General features: G+C 73.5%; 13 protein-coding genes. 6 read left to right on the forward strand and 7 right to left on the reverse strand.

Annotated features, from left to right (window positions below):
* Positions 1–29 precede the first annotated feature (29 nt).
* Positions 30–575, forward strand: a complete 546-nt coding sequence (locus ACWER9_RS08665) for a GNAT family N-acetyltransferase (RefSeq protein ID WP_452301218.1) — start codon at positions 30–32, stop codon at positions 573–575.
* A gap of 60 nt (positions 576–635) precedes the next feature.
* Here the strand turns inward: ACWER9_RS08665 and ACWER9_RS08670 are convergent, their stop codons facing one another.
* Positions 636–1,487 (reverse strand): aldo/keto reductase, encoded by an 852-nt coding sequence (locus ACWER9_RS08670; RefSeq protein ID WP_452301219.1) that lies wholly within the window; start codon positions 1,485–1,487, stop codon positions 636–638.
* 97 nt (positions 1,488–1,584) lie between these two features.
* On the reverse strand, positions 1,585–2,550 hold the full coding sequence (locus tag ACWER9_RS08675; RefSeq protein ID WP_452301220.1) for a LysR family transcriptional regulator: 966 nt from the start codon (positions 2,548–2,550) through the stop codon (positions 1,585–1,587).
* A gap of 52 nt (positions 2,551–2,602) precedes the next feature.
* Here ACWER9_RS08675 and ACWER9_RS08680 point away from each other — a divergent pair, with 52 nt between their 5' ends.
* Complete coding sequence (locus ACWER9_RS08680; protein WP_452301221.1) at positions 2,603–3,529, forward strand: serine hydrolase; 927 nt, start codon at positions 2,603–2,605, stop codon at positions 3,527–3,529.
* Between the two features lie 154 nt (positions 3,530–3,683).
* Positions 3,684–4,679, forward strand: coding sequence for an MBL fold metallo-hydrolase (locus ACWER9_RS08685; protein WP_452301222.1), 996 nt, complete (start codon positions 3,684–3,686; stop codon positions 4,677–4,679).
* A 43-nt stretch (positions 4,680–4,722) separates the two neighbouring features.
* On the opposite strand, the gene ACWER9_RS08690 is transcribed toward ACWER9_RS08685, so the two are convergent.
* Genes ACWER9_RS08690 through ACWER9_RS08700 form a run of 3 tightly spaced genes read right to left on the reverse strand, consistent with a single transcriptional unit; the run spans position 4,723 to position 7,114 of the window.
* Positions 4,723–5,262, reverse strand: coding sequence for a DUF1697 domain-containing protein (locus tag ACWER9_RS08690; RefSeq protein WP_452301223.1), 540 nt, complete (start codon positions 5,260–5,262; stop codon positions 4,723–4,725).
* Between the two features lie 29 nt (positions 5,263–5,291).
* Entirely contained in the window at positions 5,292–5,960 is a 669-nt protein-coding gene (locus tag ACWER9_RS08695) for a response regulator (RefSeq protein WP_452301224.1), read from the reverse strand.
* The gene (locus ACWER9_RS08700; RefSeq protein ID WP_452301225.1) at positions 5,957–7,114 is read right to left on the reverse strand and encodes a sensor histidine kinase; all 1,158 of its coding nucleotides are present in this window, start codon (positions 7,112–7,114) and stop codon (positions 5,957–5,959) included. Before ACWER9_RS08700 ends, ACWER9_RS08695 begins: the two co-directional genes overlap by 4 nt.
* 169 nt (positions 7,115–7,283) lie before the next feature.
* Between ACWER9_RS08700 and ACWER9_RS08705 the strand changes: the two genes are divergently transcribed.
* The 3 genes from ACWER9_RS08705 to ACWER9_RS08715 are packed head-to-tail and all read left to right on the forward strand — an operon-like array spanning position 7,284 to position 11,546.
* Complete coding sequence (locus ACWER9_RS08705; RefSeq protein ID WP_452301226.1) at positions 7,284–8,033, forward strand: ABC transporter ATP-binding protein; 750 nt, start codon at positions 7,284–7,286, stop codon at positions 8,031–8,033.
* On the forward strand, positions 8,027–10,456 hold the full coding sequence (locus tag ACWER9_RS08710) for an FtsX-like permease family protein (RefSeq protein ID WP_452301227.1): 2,430 nt from the start codon (positions 8,027–8,029) through the stop codon (positions 10,454–10,456). Before ACWER9_RS08705 ends, ACWER9_RS08710 begins: the two co-directional genes overlap by 7 nt.
* A 43-nt stretch (positions 10,457–10,499) precedes the next feature.
* A complete protein-coding gene (locus ACWER9_RS08715; protein WP_452301228.1) occupies positions 10,500–11,546 on the forward strand; it encodes a hypothetical protein in 1,047 nt (348 codons plus the stop codon).
* A 1-nt stretch (position 11,547) separates the two neighbouring features.
* Here ACWER9_RS08715 and ACWER9_RS08720 read toward each other — a convergent pair whose 3' ends face one another.
* Positions 11,548–12,111, reverse strand: coding sequence for an SOUL family heme-binding protein (locus ACWER9_RS08720; protein WP_452301229.1), 564 nt, complete (start codon positions 12,109–12,111; stop codon positions 11,548–11,550).
* 32 nt (positions 12,112–12,143) lie between these two features.
* Positions 12,144–12,893 carry a YqeB family protein gene (locus ACWER9_RS08725; protein WP_452301230.1) on the reverse strand — a complete coding sequence of 250 codons (750 nt, stop codon included), beginning with the start codon at positions 12,891–12,893 and terminating at the stop codon, positions 12,144–12,146.
* Positions 12,894–12,895 lie beyond the last annotated feature (2 nt).

The raw sequence follows: 12,895 nt of genomic DNA on the forward strand, positions 1-12,895 counted from the left end.
TGACTGGGGTCGACGAACAGGGGAGCGGGATGACGCAGGTGCACATCGAGCCGTGGTACGAGGGTGACCTCGACCTGCTGCGGCAGCTCAACTCACCGGACACGCGCAAGCACACCGGCGGCCCGGAGACCGACGAGCAGGTGCTCGCCCGGCACGACAGGTACGTGCACTTCGCCGACACCGGGCAGGGGTGCATGTTCACCCTGGTGCTGTCGGACGGCACGCGGGTCGGCAGCGTCGGCTACTGGGCCCGCGAGTGGCGCGACAAACAGGTGTACGAGCTGGGCTGGGCGGTGCTGCCCGCGTACCGGGGGAAGGGCCTGGCCACCGACGCGGTGCGGGCGGTGGTGGACGTGGCCCGCGCCCGACGGGACCGGCACTACGCCCACGCCTACCCCTCGGTCGGCAATCCCGCCTCGAACGCGGTGTGCCGCAAGGCCGGCTTCACGCTGCTCGGCGAGACCAACTTCGAGTATCCGCCGGGGCGGCTGATGCGTGCCAACGACTGGCAGCTCGACCTGACCGCCCCGCGTCCGGCCCCGGACCCCGAAAAGCGCCATACCTCAGAGTCATAACTATGACTCTGAGGTATGGCGCTCACCGGAACATCACCGCCGACGGGTCGGCGGGTCAGGTCAGTTGGGCAGGTAGGCGAAGGTGTCCGGGTTCGGGCCCTGCCGGCCGGCCTCGCCCTTGCCCAGCTCGGTGATCCGCTCCATCGCCGCGTCGTCCAGCTCGAAGTCGAAGATCCGGGTGTTCTCCTCGATCCGCTTCGGAGTGGTCGACTTCGGGAAGATGATGTCGCCGCGCTGCACGTGCCAGCGCAGCACCACCTGCGCCGGGGTCCGGTCGAGCTGCCCGGCGATGTCGACCACCGTCGGGTCGTCGAGCACCTTGCCCTGCGCGATCGGCGACCACGCCTCGGTGAGGATGTTGTGCTCGCGGCCGTAGGCGCGGACCTCGTCGTTGGTGAAGTACGGGTGCGCCTCGATCTGGTTGACCGCCGGCACGACGCTCGCCTCGTCGGCCAGTCGCTGCAGGTGTGACACCTGGAAGTTCGACACGCCGATCGAACGGGCCCGGCCGTCGCGCTGGAACTCCTCCAGGACCTTCCAGGTCGACACGTAGTCGCCGTCGTACAGGGTCGGCAGCGGCCAGTGGATCAGGAACAGGTCGATGTAGTCCATCTTCAGCGCCGAGAGCGTCGACTCGAACGCCTTGCGGGCGTCGTCGGGGCGGTGGAAGGCGTTGCTCAGCTTGCTGGTGACGTAGACCGAGCCCCGGTCGAGCCCGGACATGCGCACCGCCTCGCCGACCTCGGCCTCGTTGCCGTACATCTCGGCGGTGTCGATGTGCCGGTAGCCCACCTCCAACGCGGTGGTCACGGCCGCGACAGTGTCCTTCGGCTCGATCTGGAACACCCCGAAGCCGAGCTGCGGAATGGTGGTGCCGTCGTTCAGGCTGATGTCGGGAATCGTGATTGCCACTGCGGCTCCTTCGCGTCTTCGTTACCTGTCATCCATACCCTTGCGGGTGGACGATCCACCGCCCAACCGGGGGTGACGAACGCAACGGCGGGCCGGCTCACCCGGTCGTGTCGAACAGCACCGGCCACGGCCGATCGGCCGGCACCGACGTCGCGGGCGGCGCGGGCGCGGTGGGCTCGGCGGCGGCGAGCACCTCCGCGGCGAGTTGGCCGAACATCGCCGCCGCCGGGTGCGCCGACCGGCTCGGCCAGGCCGCCGAGGTGCGCTTCGCCAGCGGTGCGTCGACGATCGGCCGCCACGCCATCCGGGGTTCCCGGCGGGCCACCGCCGCGGGTTCCACGGCCACGCCGCCGCCGGCCAGCACCAGCCCGCAGAGGAACTCCGGGTTGCGCGCCGGGCGTACCCGGGCCGGGCGCCAACCGTGCTGCCGGCACAGCGTCAGCAGGTGGTCGTGCCAGCCGGGGGCGGTGGCGCGGGGCGCGGCCACCAGGTCCAGACCGGCAAGCGACGCGAGCGTCACCGCACGGCCGCGGGCCAGCGGCGAGGTGCGCGGCAGCAACACCCCCAGGGGTACGTCGACCGGGGCGCCGAAGCGCAGCCCGTCCGCCGCCACCGGGTGGTGTACCAGCCCCACGTCCAGGGTCCGTTCGGCGAGCATCCGCACCTGCTCGGCGGTGGTCAGTTCGTGCAGCTCCACGTCCAGGCCGGACGCCCGCGCGGTGAGCCCGTCCAGCAGCGAGCGCAGCGTCACGGCGGGCGTCTCCGGTGGCACGCCGGCCCGGAGTACGCCCAGCTCACCGGCGCGGACCTGGCCCATCAGGCTGCGGAGTCGACCCTCGCCGGCGAGCAGCTCCTCCGCCTCGCCGAGCAGCAGCTCTCCGGCGGTGGTGAGGCGTACCTGGCGGCGGGATCGGTCGAACAGCTCGACGGTCAGCTCCCGTTCGAGCCTCTGGATCGACTGGCTCAGCGGCGGCTGGGCCATCTCGAGCAGCTCGGCGGCCCGCCCGAAGTGCAGTTCGTGTGCGACCACCACGAAGTGCCGCAGGTGTCGGAGCAGATCCACGGCCGCGACCCTACGCCGGCGCCGCCCCGGCCTCGCTGGATACCGTGCTGGCGTGGACGTGGAGGAACGTGTCGAGGCCATCTTCGCCGCCGTCGGGGTGACGGCCAGCCTGCACGTCGTGGACCTGGACGCCGTCGACCTGGACGGTGGCCCGGTCGACGGTGGCCCGGTCGACGATGACCGCGAGGTCGGGCTGCGGGCCGACGAGCAGGTGGTGATCGCCTCGATCTTCAAGATCTTGCTGGTGCTGGAGTTCGCCCGGCAGGTCGAGGCCGGTCAACTGGACCCGACCGAGCGGGTCCTGGTCACCGCCGCCGACCGGCTCGGTGGGTGGGGCCTGGCCGGCTGCGCCGACGACGCCGAGGTGTCGTTGCGCGACCTCGCGTACTTCGCCATGTCGGTCACCGACAACACGGCCGCCGATCTGCTACTGCGCCGGGTCGGCCCGGACCTGCTGCCGATGCTCGCCGTCGAGCTGGGGCTGACCCGTACCCGCGTCCTTGGTGGCCCTCGGGAACTTGTCGAGATGATGCTCGCCGACGTGGGCGCCCGGACCGAGGCGGACTTCGCCCGGATCTTCCCCACGCTGCCGACGGACCGGGTCCGGGCCATGCGGGTCTTCGACCCCGCGCACACCACGTCCAGCACCGCCCGGGAGATCACCCGGCTGCTCACGCTGATCTGGCGGGACGAGGCCGGGCCGGCGGCGGCCTGCGCGATGGTCCGCACCTGGATGGCCCGGCAGATCTTCTGGACCCGGCTGGCCGCCGGGTTTCCGCCCGGCGTCCGGGTCTCCGGGAAGACCGGCACCCTGCCCGGGTTCCACCTGGAGGCCGGGGTCGCCGAGTACCCCGACGGGGGCCGGTACGCGATCGCCGTCTTCGCCCGCGCCGAAGAGTTGACCCCGCGCCGCATCGACGTGGACCTGGCGATGGGGGAGGCTGCCCGGACGGCCGTGGAGGCACTGCGCGGCGACTGATTTGGCGCCGGTCCGAGCATTGCCGCACCCCCGCCGAGCAGGACCGATATCCGGTGACGTATCGGAGCCGACGGCCTTCGATCTTGGACTGCGGCTCGGTGGCGCTGGTTGGGTCGTGGTCGACACCACGCCCGAACACGGGGAGTAGATCCGTATGCCAAGCATCGACCGCCGCCGCTTCCTGCGCGACGCCGCCGCCACCACCGCCCTGGTCTCCGCCGGTGGGCTCGCCGCAGGCGCCGCCACCCCGGCCCAGGCCGCGCCCTCGACCACCGCCCCCGCGCCGACCACCGCACCCGCGCCGACCTCTCGCCGCAAGGGCGCGGTCAGCTTCCGCTGGTGGGGTACGGCCGGGTGGCGCGTCGACATCGGTGACCGCACCATCCTCGTCGACCCGTTCCTCAGCCGGATCGACACCGGGCTGTTCACCGGCCCGTTCAAGCCGGAGACCCCGCTGACCGTGCGCGCCGACGTGATCGACCCGCGCGTGGACCGGGCCACCACGGTGCTCGTCACGCACACCCACTGGGACCACTTCATGGACGTGCCGTACATCGCCAAGCGCACCGGCGCGCGGGTGTTCGGCACGCTCACCGCGTACCACCTGGGGTTGGCCTACGAGGTGCCCTCGACGCAGCTCAGCGCCGTGAAGGGTGGGGAGGTGCTGGACTTCGGCGACCACAGCGTCGAGGTGGTCGGCTCGCTGCACAGCCGTAACCCGTCGTACTCGGTGGCCTTCCCCGGGGTGCGGGTGAGCCCGCCGCCGCAGCCCGCCACCATCGCGGACCTGCCGGAGGGGGACACGCTGGGCTACCTGCTGCGGGTCGACGGCGGCCCGTCGGTCTACTTCACCGGGGCCAGTGACGTCGCCGAGCGGAATCTCACCGGCCTCGCGCCCGACGTGGCGATGGTGGCCATGCAGAACGCCACCACCACCGGCGACTACCTGCCCCGGCTGCTGGCCGGCCTCGACTACCCGAAGGTCGTGGTGCCGGTGCACTTCGACAACTTCGAGACGGAGCTGCGGAACCCGCCGCCGGTCGCCCCGAACGACCGCACCCGGCTGAACGAGATGATCGCCGCGGTACGCCGGATCTCGCCGCGCAGCCGGGTGCTGGTGCCCGAGTACGAGACCGCATACCACTTCTGAGCAGCATCGGGTGGGGGTCGCGCACCTGCGGCCCCGCCCGAGGTCAGGAGGCGGTCATCTCCGCCAACGCCCGCACCGACTTCCAGTTGCGGGAGGTGGACACCACGCCGAGCTTCTTCTCCAGGTAGGCGTTCGTGAACTTCGACCGCCCGTAACCACCGTCGACGTAGTGCAGGAACACCTCCCGGCCGGTCACCGTGAACGACACGTTCTCGCCACCGGGCACGGCAAGCGCGTCCACGGTGGACGTGTCCGGTGCCGTACCGAGGAAGGCCACCAGCAGCCGCGTCGGGTCGTCCTCCCGGTCGGCGTACGGGTTGCCACCGGCGATCGCCGCCAACTCCCGGCCGCTGCGCACCAACACCGGCACGGTCAACGCCAACTCGTCGGCGAGCGCCCGTTCGATCCCGGCGGCCAACTTGTGCGCGTCGCGCACGGTGCTGGCGAAGGCCACGTTGCCGCTCTGCAGGTACGTCGTGACGTCCTCGTGCCCGAGGTCGGTGACGATCCGGCGCAGGTCGGCCATCGCCAGCCGGGTGGTGCCGACGTTGACCCCGCGCAGCAGGGCGACGTAGCGGGTCATGGCTCCTCCTCGGGCGCGTGCCGACCGGCTCAGCCTAGGCTGCCCGGCCCCACCAGGCCCGTCTCGTACGCGACGATGACCAGTTGCGCCCGGTCGCGGACCGCCAGCTTGGTCAGCAACCGCCCGACGTGCGTCTTGACGGTGGCCTGGCTGAGGTTGAGGTGCGCGGCCAACTCCGCGTTGGACAGCCCTCGGGCGATGAGCGCGAGCACCTCCCGCTCCCGGTCGGTCACCCCGTCGAGCTGGCGGGGCAGCGGCCGGGCCGGCTCCGGCCGCCGGGCGAACTCGTCGATCAACCGGCGGGTCACCGTCGGCGCGAGCAGGCCCTCGCCGGCGGCGACCACCCGGATCCCGGTCAGCAGGTCCGCCGGTGGGGTGTCCTTGAGCAGGAACCCGCTCGCCCCGGCGCGCAGCGCCCCGTAGACGTACTCGTCGAGGTCGAACGTGGTCAGGATGATGACCCGGGCGTCGGCGGTCGCCGGGTCGGCGCAGATCCGCCGGGTCGCCTCGATGCCGTCCATCTCCGGCATCCGGACGTCCATCAGCACCACGTCCGGGTGGTGCTGCCCGGCCAGCGCGACGGCCTCCACCCCGGTGCCCGCCTCACCGACCGTGGTGCAGTCCGGGCTGAGATCGACGAGCAACCGGAAGCTGCCGCGCAGCAGCGCCTGGTCGTCGGCGATCAGCACGCGGATCACGCGGCCACCCGGTAGGGCAGGCTGGCCGTCACCGCGAAGCCACCGTCGGAGCGGGGGCCGGCGCGGAACTCCCCGCCGTGCAACGCCACCCGTTCCCGCATGCCGATCAACCCGTGCCCCTCCCCACCGAGCAGGACCGGCCGTTCGCCGTCGTCGGTCACCTCCACCCGCACCTCGTCGGGCCTGACGGTCACCGTGGCCCGGCAGGCGGCCGGCGCCGCGTGCTTCACCACGTTCGTCACCGCCTCCTGCACGATCCGGTACACCGCGAGACCCACCGACTCCGGCACCGCGCCGGCCGGCTCCTCCCGCCGTACGTCGAGCTGCACGTCGACGCCGCCGATCGCCGCCTGCCGGGCGAGGACGGGCAACTCGTCGAGCCCCGGCGTCGGCGCGTACGGGCTGTCCTCGCGCAGGACGCCGAGCACCCGACGCACGTCGGTGAGCGCCGTACGGCCGGTCTGCTCGATGACCCGCAGAGCGGCACCCGCCTCGCGGGGGTCGGCCTCGGCGACGTGGTTGGCGACTGCCGCCTTCACCACGATCAGGCTCAGCGTGTGGGCGACCACGTCGTGCAGCTCGCGCGCCACCCGCAGCCGCTCCTCGGTGGCGGCCTGACGGACCAGCTGGTCACTCTGCCGGACGGCGAGGGCACGCCGCTCCCGGAGCAGCCAACCGATCACCCAGGCCGGCGCGACCATGACGGCGGCGTACACGACCGCGCCGGTGCGCGACCAGAGGTCACCGGCGGTCAGCACCAGGGCGACGCTCACCAGGGCGAGACAACCGGCGGCGCAGAGCATCGACCGGCGGGTAGGTGTCGACACCGCCACCGTGTAGAAGGCCAGGGCGATGGCGAACGCCGGCGCGGCGGCCGCGAAGTTGGGTATCACCCCGGTGATCAGAGCAACGGTGGTGACGGAGCTGATCACGACGGCCACCGTCATCGGCCACCGTCGGCGAACGGCCAACGGCAACCCGAGGGCCAGCCCGACCAGCACGGACACCCAGAGCGGTTCGCGTACGCCACCGTGCAACGGCGACTCCAGCGCCGCGTACGGGCAGAGCAGCCCGCCGACGGCCACCGCCAGCAGACCGTCCACGACGTACAGGTCCACCGGCCGCATCCGTCGGGTCAGGAGGAGAGCAGTCACCCGCCGAACGGTATCGGTCGGCGGTGCCGGACGCGTCCGCCCGCGGGTGGTCATTCCGGAGGACGACACGCCGGCGGTTTCGGGCCGCCGACTCCACCCGGGGGAGGGCCGGAAAGTGCCCGCCCCGGCACGACGCGCCGCACCCAGGGCGTTCGGCACCGTACCGGTCATGACCACAGACACGGTGACCCTGACGGGGCTGCGCGCGGAGTACGGCACCGGAACCCGGCGGGTGACGGCGCTCGACGGCGTGACCACCAGCTTCGCGAGCGGCACGTTCACGGCGGTGATGGGCCCCTCCGGCTCGGGAAAGTCCACCCTGCTGCACTGCGCGGCGGGGTTGGACCGCCCGACCGAGGGGGTCGTCACCATCGACGGCATCCGCCTCGACGACCTCGGTGAGGACGCGCTGACCCGGCTGCGGCGCGACCGGATCGGCTTCGTGTTCCAGGCGTTCAACCTCGTGTCCACACTGACCGCCGCGCAGAACGTCGAGTTGCCGTCGCGGCTGGCCCGCCGCCGCCCGCCGGCCCGGGACGTGGCCGCCGCCCTCGACGCCGTCGGGCTCGCCGACCGGGCCGGGCACCGGCCGAGTGAACTCTCCGGCGGCGAGCAGCAGCGGGTGGCGGTGGCCCGAGCGTTGATCACCCGACCGGCGGTGCTCTTCGCCGACGAACCGACCGGGGCGTTGGACAGCGCGTCGTCCCGACAGGTGCTCCGGCTGTTGCGTGCGCTCGTGGACGACCACGGGCAGACCGTCATCATGGTGACCCACGACCCCGCCGCCGCCGCGTACGCCGATCGGGTCCTCCTGCTTGCCGACGGCCGCGTCGTCGACGAGCTGACCGACGGGATCACCGCCGCTGCCGTCGCCGCCCGGATCGCCGAGCGCGAGACCGACCGGGAGCTGTCGTGCTGAGCGTGAGGCGTTCGGCGAGCGCGTTCGTGGCCGTCGCCGTCGGGGTCACGCTTGTCGCGGCGGCCACCCTGCTGCAGGCCTCTGGTCGTCCGCAGGTGCCGGACCGGCTGACGAGGGCGGCGGTCGTGGTGCAGAGCCCCGAGGCAGGTGCGTCGGCCGACGAGTTCGTGCCGAGCCGGCCCTGGTCCGCAGGCGTGGCGACGGACCTCACCAGCAGGCTGGCCGGTCTGCCGGGCGTCGCGGCGGCGGTCCCGGACCGGACCTTCTACGCCCAGCCGCTCGTGGACGGCCGACCCTCGACCGCCGACAACCGGCGGGAGGACGCCCACCAGGGGCACGGCTGGTCCAGCGCCCAACTGGGTGGGGTGCGCCTCACCACCGGTGAGCCGCCCCGCCGGCCCGGCGAGGTGGCCGTCGACAGCGCGCTCGGGCTGCGCGTCGGGGCACCCGTCACCCTGTTGACCGCGGCGGGTCCGGAGCCGTACACCGTCAGCGGCCTGGTCGACGGGCCCGGCGTCCATGTCGCGGACGAGGTCGCGGCCGCCCTCGCTCCCGGTGTGCGGGCGATCGGGCTGGTGCTCGCGCCGGGCGCCGAACCGGAGCGGGTCGCCACGGCGGCCCGCGGCGTCGTCGGCGACGACGGACGGGTGCTGACCGGTGACGCCCGTGGTGCGCTGGAGCCGCGCGACGACGCCCGTACCCGGTGGATCGGCATGCAGGTGCTCACCGCCACGGCCGCCCTCGCCGGCTTCGTCACGGTGTTCGTGGTGGCCTCCACCTTCGCGTTCACCATCGCACAGCGCCGCCGTGAGCTGGGCCTGCTGCGCGCCGTCGGCGCCACCGGGCGTCAGGTCCGCCGGATGGTGTACGCGGAGGCGCTCGCCGTCGGCGTCTCGGCGGGGATCGTCGGCCTGCTTGTGGGCGCGGCGCTCGCCCCGTTGCTGGGTCGGCTGCTCGTCGACGTCGGCTACCAACCGTCGACCTTCCGGGTCCGCTACGAACTCCTGCCGATCGCGCTCTCGCTCGTCGCCGGCCCGGTGATCGCTCTGCTTGCCGTCTGGTCGGCGTCCCGTCGGGCGGCGCGGGTCCGCCCGCTGGAGGCGTTGCGCGAGGCAGCGGTGGAGCAGCGACCGATCGGGTGGCTGCGCGCAGGCACCGGGGCGGTGCTCCTCGCGGCGGGGGCGGCGCTCAGCATCGGCACCGCGACAGCCGGCGAGGCGCGGGTGGCGGCGCAGTACGCGCTCTACGCGGTGATGGCGCTCGTGGCCGGCGCCACGGTGCTCGCCCCGGTGGTGGTCGGGCCGGTGGTGCGGGTGCTGCGCTCTCCGGTACGTCGACCCGGTGGAGCGATCGGCATGCTGGTCCGGGGCGGGGCGTTGACGGCGACCCGGCGCACCGCCGCCATCGCCGCGCCGGTGCTGCTCACTGTCGCGTTCGCGGTGCTCGTGTCCGGAATGGTGCGCACCACCACCGCCGCGTACACGGCAGGTCGGGCGGACAACGTGAACGCCGGCTGGATCGTCGTGCCGGACCGTGCACCCGGCCTCTCCGACCGGGCCGTCGCCGCCACCGGCGGCACCGCCCTGCTTCCGACCACCGTCTACCGCACCGATCCCGGAACCGTGCCGCAGGATCAGCCGATGACCGCGCTCGGCGTGGACCCGGAGGGCTTCGCCGCCGCCAACCGGGTGCTCACCGTCGTCGCCGGCTCGCTGGACGACCTCAGGGGCGCCGACACGGTGGTGGTCCCCGCCTCGGCGAACCGTCTGCCGTCGGAGCCGTACCCGGTGGTCTTCGCCGACGGGACGGCGGTGTCGCTGCGCGTCGTCGCCGTGGTCACCGACACCTCGATCCCCGGCGACCTGCTCGTACCCCGGGCCGTGGTACGAGCGCACGACCCGTCGGCGTTGACCTCCACTGTGTACGTCCGGGATCGCATCGAGCCGCCGGTCGGCGCGCGGATCGTCGACGTCGCCACCTGGGCGGCCGAGGCGGACGCCGCCGAGGACCGCCTCGTCTGGCTGTTCACGCTGCTGCTGATCGGGGTGTCCGCCGGCTACGGGGCCATCGCGGTGGCCAACACGTTGGTGCTCGCCGCCGCCGGCCGGGCCGCGGACCTGCGGCTGATCCGGTTGGCCGGGGCGACCCGACGGCAGGTCATCTGGCTGGTCACGGCGGAGTCCGCCCTGGTGGTGTTCATCGGCGCGTTGCTGGGTGGGGTGGTCGCGTTCGTCGGTCTGCTCAGCATCCGGGCCGGCCTCGCCGAGCAGGTCGGCGCTCCCGTCGATCTGGTGGTGCCCTGGTCGGTGGTCGGCGGGGTGGTGGGGCTGTGCCTGCTCCTCGCCGTGCTGTCGAGCGTGCTGCCGACGTGGCGGCTGCTGCGTCACCGTCCCGCACGGTCCGCGGTCGGCCTGGTCGGCTGACCACGGTCACCCGTACGGGCGCGCGGACCGCTACCGTCGATGGATGCGATCCGCGCGCCCGGTCGGGCTGCTCCTCTCCGCCGTCGCCGTGGTGCTCTGGGCGTACGGCATGACCCGGTGGCAGCCGCTCACCGAACCGCTCGGCCCGTGGTCGGAGCGCCTGCCGGGCAACAACGCCTACTGGGCGCGCGACCTCCGGTTCATGGCGATCATGGCGGTGCCGCTCGGGCTGGTGCTGGCCGGTCGGGGGCACCTGCGGTGGGGCGGCCCGGCGGTGGTGCTTGGCGGCTGCTGGGTCGCCGCCGACGTGGCGATCGACCGGGCCGACCCGATCGGCTCCGACGCGACGGTGCTGCTCGCCGTCGCCGGCTGCGGGGTGCTCGGCGTGGTCGCGGCGCTGCTGCTGTGGTGGGAGCGCCGGACGCCGACGGCGCGGGAGCCGGGCACGCCGTCGGGGCAGGAGCCGGGCACGCCGTCGGGGCGGGAGCGGGCCGGCGACCGGCGGGTGCTGACCGGCGCGGCCTGCGTGGCCGGGGTGTTGACGCTCGTGGCGGCCGGGATGGAGTCACCCACCGATCGGGAGCCGGAGCTGAACCAGGGCGCTCTGGCCACCGCGGCGCTGCTGGTGATCCTGGCCGTCGGTGCCGCGCTGGCGGCGGCTCCGGCGCGGAGCCGGGTTCGGGTCGGGCTGGCGGTCGGCCTCACCGTGGTCGGCCTGCTCGGCGTGGGGCTGGTCCGTGCCGCCGCGCCCGGCGAACGACTCCTGCCGGAGGTCGCTCTCGGGGCGGTGCTGCTCACCGGGGTCACTCTGGTGGCCTGGGACTGGCCGGGCGGTCGGCCGGTCTGGTGGCACCACGCGGTGGCCGCTGTCCTCGCGTTGGTGGGCCCGGTGGTCCTCCTCCTGGCCACGGCCATTCCCATGATGATCATCCTGCCGATCGGTGCGGCGTTCACCGCGCTGGCCGGCAACAGCCCGATCAACGCCGCCGATTCCGACCTGCTGGTCTCCCTGGTCGGGCTGCTCGCCGGGCTGGGAATGGCCGTGCTGCTGGCCCGGCCGAGCGTCGAGGACCGTCGGCAGCTCAGGTAGCTCACTCGACGACCGGGAGCACGACCTCGTTGCGGCGGAGGAACCACGGCTTCCACGGCGGGTCGAAGCGCGCGTACCGGATGGCACCTGTCGGTTGCAGCCCGGCCGCCGTCACCGATCGGCCGAGCATGGTGGCCCGCTGGCTGAACGCCTGCTCCGTCCACCGTCCGGAGAACCGCATCGCCGCCGCGAGCTGAGCCGGCACCTCGCGGATCCGCACCCGGGCGTCCACCGGCTCGGGCAGGGTGGCGGTGGTGAAGGTGGCCGGCATGACGAACTGGATGAGGTACGCACCCGGCCACTCGCCCTCGATCTGCACCACCGGCACGGTCATCGCGATCTTCTCCGAGCCGCCGGCCGCAGCCATCGCGGGTGCTGCCGAACCGATCGGGTGCCGGGCCCGGTTGGCACCACCGAGGTACGCGGCCAGCGGCCGGAACGCCTCGATCGGCGCCCGGCCGAACGACGCCTGGATCTGCATCTCGGCCACCAGGTGGGCGGGGTACCGACGCAGCTCGAAGCCGGGGTGTCGAGACACCACCCGGTACGGCTGCTGTTCGGTCATCGCGCTGCTCCCAGGGTCTGCTGGGACAGACGCTACCGCCCGTCCGGCTCCCGCTCGGCCGAAGTCGGCTGCTCCGGCCCGGAGGCGAGGGCCCGGGTGGTCAGCCGCCAGTACTGGCGTTTGCCCTCGTCGCGCAGCACCACCCCGATCTGGCCCAGCTCGCGGCGCAACTCCCGGGCGTCGTCACGGCGGTCCCGCTGGACGGCCCGTTCCCGGGCGCGCAGCAGCGCGTCAGCCCCGGCGGGCAGGCCGGGCAGGCCCGGGACCCACAGCCGGTACGCCGACAGGTGCGGGTCGTCGTCCGCCCAACCCCAGCCGTGCGCCCGGAACGCCGCCGCCAGGTGGTCGGCCGATAGGTCGGTGGACTCCCGGACCAGTTCCGCGCCGTCGGCGTCGAGCAGCACCAGGTGCTTGTCGGCGAGGAAGACCACCCGGGTGTCGACACGTGCGACGGCCCGGTTCTCGTCGGAGCGGCGCAGCTGGACCTGCGCCGCGTCGACGGTGACGATCAGCCGTTCGGCGGTGCCGATCCCGGCGACGACCAGGCCGGCCAGGACGCCCACCGCGATGGTGCCGGCGGTGGCCTGCGGCTCGGGCAGCCGGTCCAGCCACTCGATCAGGTCGCTGAACGGCACCCAGGGCAGCCGGGCCAACCAGCCGGTCGCCGCCGCGAGGAGCCACCCGGCGCCCGCGCCGAGCAGCGGGAAGCCACCCCACAGGACCGCCAGCTCCAGCGGGCCGCCACTGACCACGGTGCGGGGACGGTTGCCGGCCAGGTCCATGG

It is taken from the genome of Micromonospora sp. NPDC003944, from assembly GCF_053605225.1.

Coding starts and splice junctions, on each gene's coding strand:
- ACWER9_RS08665 (WP_452301218.1), top strand. CDS start 30: ATGACGCAGGTGCACATCGAGCCGTGGTACGAGGGTGACCTCGACCTG.
- ACWER9_RS08685 (WP_452301222.1), top strand. CDS start 3,684: ATGCCAAGCATCGACCGCCGCCGCTTCCTGCGCGACGCCGCCGCCACC.
- ACWER9_RS08690 (WP_452301223.1), bottom strand. CDS start 5,262: ATGACCCGCTACGTCGCCCTGCTGCGCGGGGTCAACGTCGGCACCACC.
- ACWER9_RS08705 (WP_452301226.1), top strand. CDS start 7,284: ATGACCACAGACACGGTGACCCTGACGGGGCTGCGCGCGGAGTACGGC.
- ACWER9_RS08715 (WP_452301228.1), top strand. CDS start 10,500: ATGCGATCCGCGCGCCCGGTCGGGCTGCTCCTCTCCGCCGTCGCCGTG.
- ACWER9_RS08720 (WP_452301229.1), bottom strand. CDS start 12,111: ATGACCGAACAGCAGCCGTACCGGGTGGTGTCTCGACACCCCGGCTTC.
- ACWER9_RS08725 (WP_452301230.1), bottom strand. CDS start 12,893: ATGGACCTGGCCGGCAACCGTCCCCGCACCGTGGTCAGTGGCGGCCCG.